General features: G+C 56.1%; 10 protein-coding genes. All 10 read right to left on the reverse strand.

The window, feature by feature from the left end:
• Positions 1–47 precede the first annotated feature (47 nt).
• The gene (locus tag ACTTKG_RS04090) at positions 48–1,655 is read right to left on the reverse strand and encodes a DUF4127 family protein (protein WP_442672982.1); all 1,608 of its coding nucleotides are present in this window, start codon (positions 1,653–1,655) and stop codon (positions 48–50) included.
• 125 nt (positions 1,656–1,780) lie between these two features.
• Entirely contained in the window at positions 1,781–2,503 is a 723-nt protein-coding gene (locus ACTTKG_RS04095) for a DUF2225 domain-containing protein (protein WP_442672983.1), read from the reverse strand.
• 167 nt (positions 2,504–2,670) lie between these two features.
• Positions 2,671–6,120, reverse strand: a complete 3,450-nt coding sequence (gene malQ, locus ACTTKG_RS04100) for a 4-alpha-glucanotransferase (protein WP_442672984.1) — start codon at positions 6,118–6,120, stop codon at positions 2,671–2,673.
• A 150-nt stretch (positions 6,121–6,270) separates the two neighbouring features.
• On the reverse strand, positions 6,271–7,710 hold the full coding sequence (gene glgA, locus ACTTKG_RS04105) for a glycogen synthase GlgA (RefSeq protein ID WP_442672985.1): 1,440 nt from the start codon (positions 7,708–7,710) through the stop codon (positions 6,271–6,273).
• A gap of 134 nt (positions 7,711–7,844) precedes the next feature.
• Positions 7,845–10,040 (reverse strand): 1,4-alpha-glucan branching protein GlgB, encoded by a 2,196-nt coding sequence (gene glgB / locus ACTTKG_RS04110; RefSeq protein WP_442672986.1) that lies wholly within the window; start codon positions 10,038–10,040, stop codon positions 7,845–7,847.
• A gap of 67 nt (positions 10,041–10,107) precedes the next feature.
• Positions 10,108–12,549 carry a glycogen/starch/alpha-glucan phosphorylase gene (locus ACTTKG_RS04115; protein ID WP_442672987.1) on the reverse strand — a complete coding sequence of 814 codons (2,442 nt, stop codon included), beginning with the start codon at positions 12,547–12,549 and terminating at the stop codon, positions 10,108–10,110.
• Positions 12,550–12,807: 258 nt separating this feature from the next.
• Entirely contained in the window at positions 12,808–13,914 is a 1,107-nt protein-coding gene (gene glgD, locus ACTTKG_RS04120; protein WP_442672988.1) for a glucose-1-phosphate adenylyltransferase subunit GlgD, read from the reverse strand.
• 41 nt (positions 13,915–13,955) lie between these two features.
• Complete coding sequence (locus ACTTKG_RS04125; RefSeq protein WP_442672989.1) at positions 13,956–15,110, reverse strand: glucose-1-phosphate adenylyltransferase; 1,155 nt, start codon at positions 15,108–15,110, stop codon at positions 13,956–13,958.
• Between the two features lie 245 nt (positions 15,111–15,355).
• Complete coding sequence (locus tag ACTTKG_RS04130; RefSeq protein ID WP_442672990.1) at positions 15,356–15,649, reverse strand: antibiotic resistance protein MarC; 294 nt, start codon at positions 15,647–15,649, stop codon at positions 15,356–15,358.
• Positions 15,650–15,658: 9 nt separating this feature from the next.
• Positions 15,659–16,330 (reverse strand): N-acetylmuramoyl-L-alanine amidase (locus ACTTKG_RS04135; RefSeq protein ID WP_442672991.1); only part of this gene is annotated, 672 nt, incomplete at its 5' end.

Below are 16,330 nucleotides of genomic sequence, written 5' to 3' on the forward strand. Positions count from 1 at the left end.
AAGCTGGAATCCAGCTTTGGGCGGCTCTTTTATATGCTTTTCTTACATCACTGTGCCGTCACGATATCGGCTTCGAACATGCGGTTCCACGGGAAGTTGACCTTTAGCTCACGCAGTGCGGGCAAAGGCGGCAGATTGTTATCGGCGAACTCGCGCATCATGCGGTCAGCACGGTACTGGACGCCGAGGATCTTGTCGTCGAGGCTCATGTAGACGCCGCTGCCGCGCAGCCAGCCGAGCTGACGCGCGATCGTGTTGCGGACGTTCGCCTGATATGCCCAGTCGTCCAGGTAGCGCGTGAGAAGCAAATTATCCCGCGCATCGTCTGTCATGCGTTCAGCAAGAAGTCCTTCGGCGACGGCGAAGCCCGTGCTGTTCGTCGGCGTGTTCCAGCCGGAATAGGCGCGCAGCTTGAACAGCAGATCTTCGCGCTTCAAGCCTTCCATCAGTGCGTTGTCGGCGCCGTTCGCGTAAGCGACGTCGGCGATGCCGACGGGATAGCCTTTGGCGATGTAGTCCTTGAGCAGATCGAGGAAGTACTGCGTGCCGTCGCGCACTTTTCCGTCGTTCGTGCGGTCGTTCGCTTCATACGTCTTGCCATTGGGATTCGTGTTGACGAGCAGGACGTACTCCGACTTCTCGGGCTTCGGGATCAGTACGGCGCCCGCCGCCGTGGCAGCGGCGCGCACCGAATCCTCGATATGCTCATCCGAGTACGCGGGCACGGTGCGTCCGCCCGTCCCCTTGTTGTAGCGCACATGGATAAAGGGCATCTTGTGCTCGATGTTGTTGACCGCGCGAGAGAGCAGAAGCAGCCCCACCTCATCGATGCCCGACATCGTCTGGAACTTTGAAGGTCCGAGCCCGTCGCTGTATGCAAGCAGCTTCCTGCCTTCCATGTGCGTCTGTGAGTACGGTGCATTGTCGTCGCGCCCAAGCACGAAGTAGTCGAACACACCGCTCTTCGTGAAGTCGATGAGTTTTTCGTTCGCCGCAAAATTCTTCGTGCGGCGGCTCATCCAGTCTGCCATTGACTTTTCGGGAATCAGCTCTTTCAAAAAAGCGTATTCTTTCTTTTCCCGCGAAGTCAGACCTTCGACTTCCTGCTTATCCGTCAGCAGCGTGTAACGGAAGATGTCCGCGCCGTAATTCTTGTAGTACCCCGGCTCTTCCGACCCCGATGCTTCGCCCGAGCGCGGCGTGCGCATGATCGAGCCGAATACATAAAGCGGCAGCGCCGGGTGCGCAGCGCGGAACGCCTCGAAATTCTCCAAGCGTGCCATGACCTCAGCGCTTGTATAGTCATGCTTCCTTGAGCCGACAAGACTGCCGTAAAGCATGGAGTCCGACGAGATGACGGCAGCGCTGACGGATGACGCCTGTTCTTCCGCCCAAGCCCAAAGTTCCTCGGGATGCCCGAGATCGGTACGGCTGCCAAGCATGTCGTCGGGCGGCACGACGACTTCGTAGCCAAGTTCGCGCACGACGTCTGCCGTCTGCTTATCCGAGATCGGGCGATTGTCATGCGGAATGAACAGGATGCGCTTCTGGCGTGACATCTCCTCCGCCTTATCCTTCTTGCTCGCCTCAGCGGCAGGCAGGATGAGGAAGGCGAGCGCGAGCAAAAGCGCTAAGACCTTGCATGTTTTCTGCAATTTGCACTTCCCTTCTTTTTACTATGAAAGTCCAAGAAGTCAAGCCCGTAGGGCGCAGACTGATTGGGGAACTTTCATTAAGGGCGGCGCACAATGTCCACAAAGTGGACGTTTGTGCGTGTAGTTCACTCTGCCGGAGCCTCTCCAGCCGCAGCGTCGGCGCGCTCTTCCTTCATCTTGTCGCGCATATCCGACCACAGATCCTTCGCACGTTCGACCGTCACGCGCTCCTTCGTCTCAAGCTCCTTGTTGTGCATGAGCATGGACAGATACCTGCCCGCCGTGTCGTAGTCGCCCAAGCGGAAGTGGATGGCGCCGATCAGGTATATGCAGTCGGCTTCCGACATCTGCCCCTGCGGGAACACTTCGCGCGAGCGCGATTCGATGTAAAGCTTGCCCGCTTCCGTCAGGAACTTTTCCTCGTTCTCTTTGTCGCCCGCCTCGCGGTAGAGCCATGCAAGCGTGAGGTTCAAACCCGCCTTATGGGCAAACGTCTCCCTCGTGAACTTCGTGTAGAAGATCGCGAGCTTCAAAGCCTTGATGGCGTCGTCGCGCGTGCGCTGCTCCGTGAACTCGGTCGCTGCGTGACGTTCGGCAAGGAAGTCTTGGATCTCCTTCTTCTCCTTGGGCGAAACGCCGTTCAAAAAGTGACGCTCATCCTCGGCATAGCCGCAGTGTTCACAGACCCATATACGATAGTAGTAAGGATTGATGTCCTTGTAATGCGTGCAGAGATCGTTGTCCACTGTCTCCGTGATGAGCCGCGAGCGCACCTTCGTCGCACGCGTTTCCATGCTGCAAATCGGGCACGGTTTCTTCACTACATAGAGATAATCCTTTTCAGCCATTGTATCAGCTCTCCTTTGCTTTTTATCCGCCTCTGAAAATTCAAATCAGCTCGCCCGAAGGGTGCATACGACTCGGCATTTCATATAAGGCGGGCGGACATCGAACATGTCCATAAAATTTATATCTGCACGGACGGCAGGTCTTTCCCGCCGTCCCATTGCATACGCTACCTTTCGTACATTTCGCACAATCTTCTGAGCCGCTTCGCATCTTCTTCGGCGTGCGCGAAATCCTTGAGCCGCCAGCGCCAGTTAATGCCGACGGTGCCGGGCACGTTCATGCGACTGCGGCTGTCGAGGGCGCGCACGTCCTGCATCGGGATGACGACAAGCCGCGCGTTCGACGCATAGGCGAACTCGACGAGCTTTTCGCAGATCTCCTTCGGTCGATCGACGCGCGCATTCAAAAGCTCCGCGACCGCCGCCTGCGCGGGCGCATCAAGATCCTGCGTGAACCAGCCGACCGTCGTGTTGTTGTCGTGCGTACCCGTGTAGACGATGGCGTTCTCGGGCACGGCGAGTCCGACGCGGCGCATCTCGTTGAAGTTCAGGCAGAAGTGCAGAACCTTCATGCCGGGATAGCCGCAGTCGTCGCGCAGCTTCTCGACTGCATCGGTGATGATGCCAAGATCCTCCGCGACGATGGAAAGATTCTTGACCGACTTCTCCATCTCGTCGAAGAACGCCTTGCCCGGTCCCTTGCGCCAGCAGCCGTTGACCGCCGTCTTTGCCTTGCCGTCGATCTCCCAATACGCCTCGAAGCCGCGGAAGTGATCGAGCCGCACGACGTCGACGAGTGAACAGAGCTTTTGAAAACGCTTCTTCCACCAGCTCCAGCCGTCTTTTTCCATCGCCGCCCAATCGTACTGCGGGTTGCCCCAAAGCTGCCCCGTCGCGCTGAAATAATCGGGCGGCACGCCTGCGACCGTCTTTGCCGTACCGTCCTCGTTGAGACAGAAGAACGATTGATGCGCCCAGACGTCCGCACTGTCGTGTGAAACGAAGATGGGCATATCACCCATGATGCGAACGCCCTTCCTGCACGCATATTCATGCAAATGACGCCACTGTTTATCAAAGAGATACTGCCAGAACTTTTGGCAGCCGATCTCATCCGCCAGACGATCCCGTGCCGCGCGAAGCGCGGCGTTTTGCCTTTCCTTCAGTTCGGGCTTCCACTCGAACCAGGGTGCGTCCTTCATCTCAGCTTTTAAGGATTCAAAGAGCGCATAGTCGTCAAGCCATGCGGCTTCTTTGCTGCAAAAGTCTTGGTATGCGGCGCTTTCCTCTTGCTTTTGAAAGTTTTTCCATGCGCGTTCCAAGTGCTTCTTCTTGAATCCCCAAGCACGTTCGAAGTCAATGAACGACGTCGTGCTGTCAGCGGCGACTTTCACATCACGCGCCGCTAAAAGCCCGTCGTCAATGAGCATGTCGAGCGATATGAGCATGGGATTGCCCGCAAACGCCGACGGCGATTGATAGGGCGAATAGCCAAAGCTACTCACCGGACCGAGGGGCAAGACCTGCCAAATCTTCTGCCCTGCTTCAGCAAGGAAGTCGACAAAACGGTAGGCGGCGCCGCCGAGATCGCCGATGCCGTACTTCGACGGCAAGGACGTCGGATGGAGCAGGACGCCTGCCTCGCGCGAAAAACGGCGCGTCTCCTGCACCGCTTCGTAGATGTGCGCAGAAAGCGGTGCGAGCTTCACGGTCATGACACCGCGCTGAATCGCTGCCGTTTCTTCCGGCGCAAGCGCATCACGCATCGTCCCCTGCACGAAGTCGCCGACGTTCAAAGAGACCTTCGCTTCCTGCGTGCGGCTGCGGTTGACGACGATGACGAACACCTCATTTTTCGCCGATGCGCCAAACTCGTCCGTACCGTTTCGGATTGTACGCGCGTAAGCGAGGACGTTGCCCTCACCTGCGAGCGGCAGGATGTCGCCCGTTTGAAGCGCCGTATGCTCATTCCTTAAGCGGATGAGCTTCTTGTACCATTCGCGCACCTTCTCGTCGGGATTCTTCCAGTCGTAAGGGCTGCGGTTGTATGGGTCGCGGAAGCCCTGCATACCGATCTCATCGCCATAGTAGATGCACGGCATCCCCGGATACGTCATCTGTAGGAGCGCCGCAAGCCGCAGCCGCTCGACGCCGAGCTTGTAATGTTCGGCGTCGAGCTTGAAACGCGACTGATGGATCGCCGGCATACCGTCGTAGAACGGCGCTTCTCCAAGAAGCGTGACGGCGCGCTCTACATCGTGACTGCCGATGAGGTTCATCATCGCGTAGAAGTTTTCCTTCGGATAGTTCTCCCGAAGGCTCTCCAAAAGGCGCATCGCCTGTCGTCCGTCGATATAGTTGAGCAGGAAGTCCAAAACGGTCTTGCGGAACGGATAGTTCATCGCCGAGTCGATCTCCTGTCCGCAAAGGTACTCACGCGGCACGCCGTAGCTGATCTTGTTCGACGCATCCTCCCAAACCTCGCCGATGAGAATCGCATCGGGATTCAGAGATTTCAGCTCACGATAGAAGCTCTGCGTAAACTTCGCGGGCAGCTCATCGACGACATCAAGCCGCCAGCCGCCAATGCCCATCTTCGTCCAATAGTGCAGAACGCTGTCCTCGCTGCGGATCACAAAATCCATGTAAGAAGGCGTCGTCTCCGACACGTTCGGCAGCGTCGAAAATCCCCACCAGCTGTCGTATTCATAGGGATACTTGTGGAAGTTGTACCAACTGTAGTAGGGCGACTCCTGCGACTGAAACGCCCCGAGGCTGTCGTAATTGCCCTCGCGGTTGAAGTATATGCTGTCGCTTCCCGTATGACTGAAAACACCGTCCAAGACGATGCGTATGCCCAAAGTCTTCGCTTCATTCACGAGGTCTTGAAACTCTTCGTTTGTACCGAAGATCGGGTCGATCTTGTGGTAGTCGCCCGTATCGTAATGGTGGTTGCTTGGCGATTCAAAGACGGGATTGAGATAGATGACGGAGATGCCAAGCTCCTTCAGGTAGGGGAGCTTCGACTTCAGACCTTGGATATTGCCGCCGAAGAAATCGTACTGCACGATCTCTCTTGTATCGACATCCTTGTAGTAGCATGGCTGATCGCCCCAGTGCGCGTGTACGACGGCGCCCTTCTTCTCAATGATCGCATCTCCCTCGCGGCAGAAGCGGTCGGGGAAGATCTGGTACATGACGGCGTGTTTCGCCCAATCGGGCGTCTTCGCGCCCTTGTTGAACACGGTGATCTGAAAGGACGGCGGCGCGTTGTCATAAATGCCGCCCATACCGCCCAAATGCTCGCTGTTGTTGCCATAGTACCAAGTGCCTGCGGACGTGGCAACGATGAAGTAGTACCAAAGCAGGCAGCCGACATCGGGCAGGTCGATCTGCGCAGAGTAAAAGCGCTCTTCTGCGCCTTCCGCTGATTTCGCCGCGAGTTCGATGAGCCGCTCTCCTGCACCTTCCTGCCAAAGGCGCAGGATGACCTTCGATACTTCATCCTTTGTCTTAATGCGAATGCCGAGCTGCACGGAGGATGATGCCTCAGCAGGTCCAACGGGCGAGCGGTAAAACACATCCTGCGAGTTGTGCTCCGCTTCTCGCTGCGCCATAATATCGCCTCCTAAATTCTTCGAAGAAGCCAAGACGTACATATCTTGCGCTCATTCGCTTTCTCCTTCTTATTTCGTCGTTTCTTTGTGCAAAGTTAATAGGTGGGAAAGGCACGAAAGCCCAACGCAAGCGTCGGGCTTTGCCAAATCTCACTTCGCCAGGAGTTTTTCATAGAGCGCCTTGTATTCTCCTGCCGATTTCTTCCAACTGAAATCCGCCTGCATGGCGTTTTTGACGATTTTCGGCCAGATTTCCACGAGGTTGCTGCATTCGCGAATGGCACGCTTTACCGCATACATCATTTCATGTGCATTATAGTTGTGGAAGAGGTAGCCCGTACCCTCGCCCGTCTTGTTGCTGAACTGCGTGACGGTGTCCTTGAGACCGCCCGTCTCGCGTACGACGGGAATCGTGCCATAGCGCATGGCGATGAGCTGCCCGATGCCGCACGGCTCATAGTTCGACGGCATGAGGAATACGGTCGCGCCCGCATAGATGCGCTGCGCAAGCTCGTTCGAGAAGCGGATGTTCGCCGAGACCTTGCGCGGGAAACGCCACGCAAGCCCCTTGAACCAATCTTCGTAGACCTTGTCGCCCGTGCCCAGCACGACGAACTGAATATCCTCGTGCTGCAGGATCTCGTCCATGACGCGCACGATGAGATCGAGCCCTTTAGGCGGCACGAGGCGCGAAACGAGTGCGATCAGGGGAATATGACGGTTCTCGGGCAGACCGAGCTGCCGCTGCAAGGCGACCTTGTTGTCGAGCTTGCGGTCGAGAGACGTCACATCGAAGGTTTCGTAGATATCCTTGTCCGTCGCGGGATTGTAAACCTCGTAATCAATGCCGTTGATAATACCGTAAATATCGTTGCTTCTCTTGCGTAAAAGTCCGTCAAGCATTTCGCCAAAGTATTCGTACTGAATCTCTTGGGCGTAGGTATGCGATACCGTCGAGATGTAGTCGGCGTAGGTCAGACCGCCCTTCATGAAGTTGACGGCATCGTAAAATTCCAAGTCGCCGTTCGTAAAGTATTTCCAGTCAAGACCCAAGACGTCCTGCATCACGTTCTTAGGAAAGACCCCCTGATACTTGAGGTTGTGAATCGTATAGATCGTGCGAATCCGCTCGTAGCGTTCATCGCCCATGTGTTCGAGCTTCAAGAGTACGGGGACAAGACCCGCGTGCCAGTCGTTCGCGTGGATGACGTCGGGCCAGAAATCCATCGCATCGAGGAGATTCAAGACGGCGCGTGCGAAGAAGGAAAACCTCTCGGCATCGTCGTCATAGCCGTAGAAGCCCTCGCGATAGAAATACTCTTCGTTGTCGATGAAGTAATAGGTCACGCCATCCTTGACGAGGCGATCGAGCCCGACGAACTTATCGCGCCATGCAACGGGAAGCGTGCCGTCGTAAAGATGCTCCATCTGATCGATATATTCCGCTGCGATCTTGCCAAACTTCGGCATGACGACGCGTATATCCACCCCCTGTTTGACCAGTTCCTTCGGGAGAGATCCGGCAACGTCCGCCAAACCGCCGGTCTTGGCAAAAGGCACAGCCTCGGCAGCAACATAAAGTACCCGCATGATATAAACCCCCTTCTGTGCTGCGGCGCTGCCAGCCTCGCCCCGCAGCGCAACACCCTTTTATCGTTATCCCCCGCCCGCTTCCTTGAAAGGCACGGGATGAATACTGTTCCCCTCGTTGATTTTGCTCGATCTTACTGCGCAGCAGCCGCTTTCTTCTTGCCGCTCTTTTTCGGCGGCTCTGCCTTTTTCATGCTCTTCGTAGACTCTGTCTTGCGCGAACGCGCCTTGACGGCAGTCTTTTTCTCTTCGCTCGCCTTAGCTGCCGCCTTTTTCGGCGCGGCTTTTGCCGCCGGCTGCTTCGCCTCTTCCTGCGCCGCCGGGCTTTTTGCCGCCGGCTTCTTCGGCGCCTTTGCCTTTTTTTTCTCCACGCCTTTGACGACAAGGACAGCGTCCTCTTCCTCAGACACGGAGCGTTTGACAAAAGGGACGGCGTCTTTGTGCCTCAAGTAGATCGTCGCCATCGGCGGCACGGTAATGACAAGCGACTGTTCGCGCTCATGCCAGCCATAGTCCTCCGTATAAAGCTCGCCCTCATTCTTCACGCCGGAACCGCCGAACTCCTCGGCGTCGCTGTTGAACACCTCGATGTAAGCGCCCTTCTTCGGCACGCCGATGCGGTAATCATGGCGCACCTCCGGCGTGAAGTTGCAGAGGACGACGATGAAGTCGTCGGGGGCGTCGGACTTTCGAACGAATGTGATGATGGAGTTCTCACTGTCGTTGCAGTCGATCCACTCGAACCCGTTCCAGTCGAAATCGACTTCCCAGAACGGACGGTTTTCCGTGTAAAACTGGTTCAGCGCACGCGAGTATTCGAGCATCTTCGTGTGCATCGGATATTCTTCGACGAGGTGCCAATCGAGACTGTCGTCGTAGTTCCACTCGATGAACTGTGCAAACTCGCCGCCCATAAAGAGGAGCTTCTTGCCCGGATGCGCCATCCAGTAGCCGAAGAAGCCGCGCAGTCCTGCAAATTTCTGCCAGTAGTCGCCGGGCATCTTGCTCACGAGCGAGCATTTGCCGTGCACGACCTCGTCATGCGACAAGGGAAGCACAAAGTTCTCGCTGAACGCATACATGAAGGAGAACGTGACCTTGTCCTGATTCCACTTGCGATAGATGGGATCAAGGCTCATGTACGAGAGCATGTCGTTCATCCAGCCCATGTTCCACTTGTAATTGAATCCCATGCCGCCCATGTAGACAGGCTTTGAGATCAAAGGCCACGACGTCGATTCCTCCGCGATCATCAGCGCGTTGGGATGGAACTTGAAGATCGCTTCGTTGAGCTTCTTGATGAAGTCCATCGCTTCTAAATTGCCCGTGTCGCCGTACTTGTTCGGCTGCCACTCGCCATCCTTCCTGCCGTAGTTCAGGTAGAGCATGTTGGCGACGGCGTCGATGCGCAGACCGTCGATATGGTACTCTTCGAACCAGAACATGGCATTCGAGATGAGGAAGCTCTGCACCTCCGTCCTGCCGTAGTCGAAGTTCGTCGTGCCCCATTCCCAATTCTCAGCGCGCTGCTCGTTATCTGACTCGTAGAGCGTCATGCCGTCGAAGTGGCGAAGCCCCTGCTCGTCCTTGCAGAAGTGACCGGGCACCCAGTCCATGATGACGGCGATGCCGTTCTTATGCGCCGTGTCAACGAAGTAGCGGAAGTCGTCCGGCTCGCCGTAGCGGCTCGTGACCGCATAGTATCCCGTCGCCTGATAGCCCCACGATCCGTCGAACGGATGCTCGCAGAGCGGCATGATCTCGATGTGCGTATAGTTCATCTTCTTCGCGTAGCCGACGAGCTGATCGGCAAGCTCGCGATACGAAAGGTACTCGCCGTCGAGCGTGCGCCGCCACGAGCCGAGATGCACCTCGTACGTCAGCATGGGATTTGCATACGATGGATGCGTCTTTTTGCGCTCCTGCCACTTCGCATCGTTCCATTGATATTTATTGAGGTTGTATAGGCGCGACGCCGTCTTTGGCTTTTTCTCCGCATAGAAGCCGTAAGGATCCGCCTTCATGATGTGCGGACCGCCCCACTGCGGCTCAATCGCGTATTTATAGACCTCGCCTTCTTCGAGCCCTTCGATGAAGATCACCCATATCTCGCCGTCGCCGATCTTTTGCATCGTATGCGTGCGCGTGTCCCATTCGTTGAAGTCGCCGACGACGCTCACGGACTTCGCATGGGGCGCCCATACGGAAAAGCGCACGCCCTTTTTGCCGTCCTGCTCTAGGAAGTGGGCGCCGAGCATCTCGTAAGCATGGTAGTTTGTCCCTTGGTGGTATAAGAATAAATCAAACTCACTCAAAGCAGATACGTTCACAATAATTCCTCCCAGCTTAGAAAAACTCTCGAAAGTATGGGGAAGCGGCAAAGCCTTGCCTTAGCTGTCAGACGATAATTACAGGCTTCACATGCCAAATATCATCTGCATACTCCTTGATCGTGCGATCCGAGGAGAACACGCCCGAGTTGGCGATGTTGATCGCCGACGACTTGAGCCATTCCGCTTGATGCTCGTACTTGCGGTTCATGTTCTTGTGCGCCCGATCGTAAGCGCCGAAATCCTTCAGGACGAAGAATTCGTCGTTGCCCTGAATCAGATAGTCGCGCAGCGAGTGGAAGTCGCCGTAAGTGCCGTCAACAAGCTGCGAGACGACAAGGCGCACAGCAGGATTCGTGTTGAACTCGTCCCATGCCTTGTAGCTGCCCGTCGCATAGTAGTTCAGGACTTCTTCTGCACGCAGACCGAAGATCTCGCAGTGTTCACGACCGACCGCCTGGCTGATCTCGACGTTCGCACCGTCGAGCGTGCCGAGCGTCAATGCGCCGTTCATCATGAACTTCATATTGCCCGTGCCCGAGGCTTCCTTCGACGCCGTCGAGATCTGCTCGGAGATATCGGCTGCCGGATAGACGATCTCGCCGATGGAGACGCCGAAATTTTCGATGAACACGACCTTGAGCACGTCGCTGACGTCCTTGTCGTTGTTCACCTTGTCGGCGACGGCGTTGATGAGGCGGATCGTCTCCTTCGCGATATAGTAGCCCGGCGCTGCCTTGCCGCCGAAGAAGCGCGCCGTCGGGGGGATGCTGAAGCGTTTGTTCGTCTTCAGCTCGTGATAGAGATACATGATATGCAGGATGTTCATGATCTGGCGCTTGTACGAATGGATGCGCTTGACCTGAATATCAAAAATCATGCCGGGATCGACGAGAACGCCGCCGTGCGCGTGGATGAAGTCAGACAGCTCGCCCTTGCGGAGCCGCTTGATCTTAGCCAGTTCCGAAAGGAACGATTTGTCCGTCACATGGTCGTTGAGACGCGAAAGCTCTTGCGGAGCTTTCTGCCATGCGTCGCCGATCGCATCGTCAATCAGAGCCGTCAGTTCGGGATTCGCGCCGATGAGCCAACGGCGGTGCGTAATGCCGTTCGTCTTGTTGTTGAACTTCTTCGGATAGTAACGGTTGAAGAATTTCAGCGTATCGCTCTTTAAGATGTCCGTATGAATCGCCGCAACGCCGTTGACGCTGTGGCTGCCGACGATGGCGAGACGCGCCATGTGCACCTGCCCGTCCTCGATGATCGAAAGCTCCCGCACCATCTGCTCGTCGTTCAAGAAGCGCTTGCGCACTTCTTCCAAGTGCCGGCGGTTGATCTCGTCAATGATCATATAGATGCGCGGCAGAAGCGGACGGAACATATCGACAGGCCACTTCTCCAGCGCTTCGGGCATGATCGTATGATTCGTATACGCCATCGTCTCGCGCGTGATCTGCCACGCCTCATCCCAGTCAATGCTCTGCTCATCGACGAGGATGCGCATGAGTTCGGCGACAGCGACCGCCGGATGCGTGTCATTGATATGAATGGCGATCTTCTTCGCGAAATCCCTAAGCTCCATGCCGGAAGCGAGATAATGGCGCACGATGCTCTGCACGCCCGCCGATACGAAGAAATACTCTTGGATGAGCCGCAGGCGGCGTCCCTCGTAAGAGCTGTCGTCGGGGTAAAGATACTCCGTGATGCTCTCGACGAAATTGCGGTACTCCTTCTTCGCCTGAATCTGCTCGCGCGTCATCGTGCCGTAGTCGGAGAAGTCACGGTTGACTTCGGCGTTCCAAAGGCGCAGCGTATTGACCGTATTGTTTCGGAAACCGACGATCGGCACGTCGTAAGGGATCGCCATGACGGTCATATAGTCCTCATGCACGAGAGCGAGGCTGCCGTCCTCTTCTTCCTTCATGTAGGCATTGCCATTGAACTTGACATTGACCGCCTTGTCTGCCTTGCGGTATTCCCACTCAAAGCCGTTGCCGAGCCAGTTGTCCGGAATCTCGACTTGGTTTCCCTTGATGATTTTCTGCTCGAAGAGACCGTATTGATAACGGATGCTGCAGCCATGCCCGGGCAGCCCTAAGGACGCCATCGAGTCGATGAAGCACGCAGCAAGACGCCCCAAGCCGCCGTTGCCGAGACCCGCATCCGGCTCTTCGGGGAAGCAGTTGCCAAGATCGACGTCGAGCTCTTCCAAAGCATCATGGAAAAGCTCCATCTCCCCGAGATTGACAAGATTCGAACGCATGAGCCGACCGAGCAAAAATTCGATGGAGAAGTAATACACCTGCTTGTCGCGGCGATTCATATACGCCTTGTTCGTCTTGACCCAATTCTCACTGATATACTGCTTCACGACGGCAACGATCGTCGCATAAACCTCATGCGATGTGAGCTCGGCGAAATCCCTGCCCCACAGGATATGCGCCGTAGCCAGGAATCTTTGTTTCAAACCTTCCTTTGCCAGCCCCAGCTCATTCCTCTTATTTGCCATGAGATCAGTCCTCCTAACTTGCTTTGGCAGTCACATGGATCTACACGCCTTTTTCTTTCGCGAGGCGAGAAACCGCTGCTCGAAAAAATCCACTGCGGCAAACATCCGCCGCTCGGCTTGATACAGACTGCTGTCTTTTCTTACTGCATATTCACCGCTGACGAAAAAGCCGCTCCGACGCGCATCCCCGCCTTAGTCCAACAGGCAAGCGCCTCGGAGCGGCTTTCCGACCCGCCCGAAAGGCGGGCGCACCTTCGATCAAATCACAACATTCTTGTTGACGATCAGCGGATAGTTCGGCGCTCCCTTGAGCCAGCGCCCTTGCGTGATCACTACGTTCTTGTCGCAGATCACGTTCTCGACGAGCACATTCTCCTCAAGATCACATTTTTCCATGATGATGGAATTTCGAATCTTCACCCCCGGCGCTACGGTCACGCCGCGAAACAGGATGCTGTTTTCGACTTCGCCATAGACGACGCAGCCATTGGCGACGAGCGAGTTCTGCACATGCGATGCCGCCTTGTACTGCACAGGCACGCCGTCCTTCGACTTCGTGAAGATGAAGCCGTTCTGCATAAACAGCTCATCCCAGTTCGCAGGTTCGAGCGCCTCCATGCTCGCCTTGTAGTAGGACGACGTCGAAGAAACGCACGCCGTATAGCCCTCGTGCATACAGCCGTACATCGTATAGCGGTCGGCGCGGCGAATGATGCCGTCGAGCACGAGATGCGTGCCGCCGTGCTCATATGTCGATCGCACCATTTCAACGAATACGCGCTTTTCCATGAGCAATGCGCCGTTGGATACCTTCGAGCCTTGGTAGATGACGGGCTTCAAGGCGATGTCCTCGATGAGACCGTTCTCCGCCGTCTCAATGACGACGCCCTCATCCGGCTCTTCTTCCGTTGCGATGTTGTAAACCATCGTGATGTCGGCGTTCGTATTCTGATGGAAGCGCAGTACAGGCGCGAAATTCATGTTGTAAATGTAGCTCGCACTCGCGAGAAGCACATACTTTTGCGCACTGTGTTCGACAAAATCGATGTTGTGGTAGAATGTCTTGAGATCGCCGGGGCGCGTGTCCTTGTCATCCTTTGCAAGCGGCAGATAGAAAAGGCCCTCGTGACGCCTTGCAAGATCCCAATCCTTGCCTGAACGCAGGTGATCCATGACTGAACGCGACTGCGAGGGCAGCACGATGCCTACATGGCTGATGCCGGAGTTGACCATGCTCGAAAGCACGAAGTCAATGACGCGGTAACGCCCTGCGAACGGCATGGAGCCGATGGGGCGGCTCTCCGTCAGCTCTTTGATGCGACCGTTGTCCTCATGCAGGTTGATAAGACCCATGACCGTATTCACAATGTTTCACTCCGTTCCCTTAAATTCCTTTTGCAAGGATTTCAGCCCGCCTGCTTGCTGCCTGTCTGCGCCATGACAACCTCATTTTCCGGGATGACGGCGATCGCGCCCTCTTCTCCCTCGACCTTGGCGCCGGCGGCAATCGTCGCCCCCTGCGCTATGATCGCATGATCGATGACAGCGCCTTCCTCGATCCTTACAAACGGCATGATGACCGAGTTCGTGACGCGCGCACCCTTGCCGATGCGCACACCCTGGAAAATCACGGAATTTTTCACCTCGCCGAATACCATAGAGCCCTCGCTCACCATCGAGCGGGTCACATCGGCTTCGCGTCCGACGTAGTGCGGCGGCAGCGATGGATTTGACGAATAGATGCGCCAGCTGCCGTCAAGGGCAAACGGCGGCTCATCCTGCAGGAGATCCATGTTCGCCTGCCAAAGGCTCTCGATCGTGCCGACGTCCTTCCAGTAGCCGTCGAAAGCGTACGTGAAGAGACGCGCCTTGTCCGCGAGCATCTTCGGAATGATATTCTTGCCGAAGTCATGGCTCGACATGCTGTCCTTCGCATCTTCCTCCAGATACTGCTGCAGGAACCTGCGATTGAAGATGTAGATGCCCATAGATGCGAGGTTCGATTTCGGCTCGGACGGCTTCTCCTCAAACTCGACGATGCGCCCATCCTTGTCAGCGTTCATGATGCCGAAGCGCGACGCCTCTTCCCAAGGCACTTCAATGACGCCGATCGTCGCTTCCGCCTTATGCCCCTTGTGCGCTTCGAGCATCCACGAATAGTCCATCGTGTAGATGTGGTCGCCGGAAAGGATCAAGACGTATTCAGGATCAACGCTGTCGATGAAGTTGAGGTTCTGATAGATGGCGTCCGCCGTGCCCTGGTACCAGTCGGCGCCCTTCTCCCGTGCGTACGGCGGCAGGATGAATACACCGCCGTCCTTCTTGTCGAGATCCCATGCGCTGCCCGTGCCGAGGTAGTTGTGAAGTTCCAAGGGGCGATACTGTGTGAGAACGCCGACCTTGTCAATGCCGGAATTGGCGCAGTTGCTCAAAGGAAAGTCAATGATGCGGTATTTGCCGCCGAACGGAACGGCAGGTTTCGCAATCTTCTTCGTCAAGGCGCCGAGACGGCTGCCTTGACCGCCGGCTAAGATCATCGCCAAGTATTCTGTTTTTCTCATGTGAATCCCTCCCGGGGCATGCTGTGGCACGCCCATATTTCTGCCCTTACTGAACCAGCAAAATTATGCCCGCCCCTGCGGGAAAGCGAAGGTCTTTCCTCTCGTGATCTTATGTTTCTGTTATTGTTATTATTCCACAAAACACATGGATTTCCTGCCGCATCCCGCGGGGAAAATGTTTTTTCTTGATTTTTCAGACGCTTGTCCACGAGCGGCGGGACCTTTCGCTAAAACGGGAGATCTTCTCAGAAAAACAGCATGGCGATCGCGCCGATAAAGGCTGCGATGCCCACGCCGCGCAAAAAGCCCGAAACGATCTTGCCGAAGCTGCCGAGATGCTTTTCTGCAAGCGGCTGCAAAAAGAAGAGCAGGATCGCCAGCGCGGCGATGAGAAGCGGCACATCGTGCCTGTAGAGCGCATAGCCAAGCCCTAAGACGACGAGAGTGAGGTTGCGCTTCGTGTTGCGCCCGCGCGTCTCCTGCGCCGGATTTTTCGGCGGCGGCTTGGGGATGCGCCTGTAGTGATAGGACTCGCTCATGCCGGCCTCCTATAGACGAGACGCACTCGTGCAAAGCCCGGAGAGTTTCGCGTAAAGATTCTTGCCGGGGCAGAGCGTCGAGTTGAAATCTCTATGTCCGAATACCGTACCTGCACCGGGTTTCAGCTTGTACCGATGCGAAAGCTCGGCGATGAGGCGCATGGCGGCGTCAAGCTGCACCGTCGTCGGCTCCGCCTGCTCGAAGTCGCCGACGAGATTGATGCCGATCGACGTCGCGTTGTGATGCCAGCAATGCGCCCCCACGGCGTCGAGCGGTCTGCCGCGTTCGATGATGCCATTCTTATGCACGACGAAATGATAGCCGATGCCTGACCAGCCGTTTTTCAGATGCCATTGGTGGATCGTCGCCGCCGACACATCGCGATCCGTATCGCCGATGTGGTGCAGAATGATGCTATCCGTGAAACTGCGCTTGTCAAGCGATAAAAACTTCAAATTCGTTTCGACGACATGCACGCCGTTTGAAACGGCTGCCTTCGCCTCCTCGGGAATGAGGATATTCGGCGCGATGCACGCGCCGGCGGCAAGAAGGACCGTGTTTTTAAGGAAATTTCTGCGATTCATATATGGGATACCCGCTTTCCAGTTTTTCGTTACCATATGAAACCCCAAGAAGTCAAGCCCGAAGGGCGCAGACTGATTGGCTAGGTTTCTGTAAGG

The organism is Selenomonas sp. (genome assembly GCF_052169755.1).
GTDB lineage: Bacteria > Bacillota > Negativicutes > Selenomonadales > Selenomonadaceae > Selenomonas.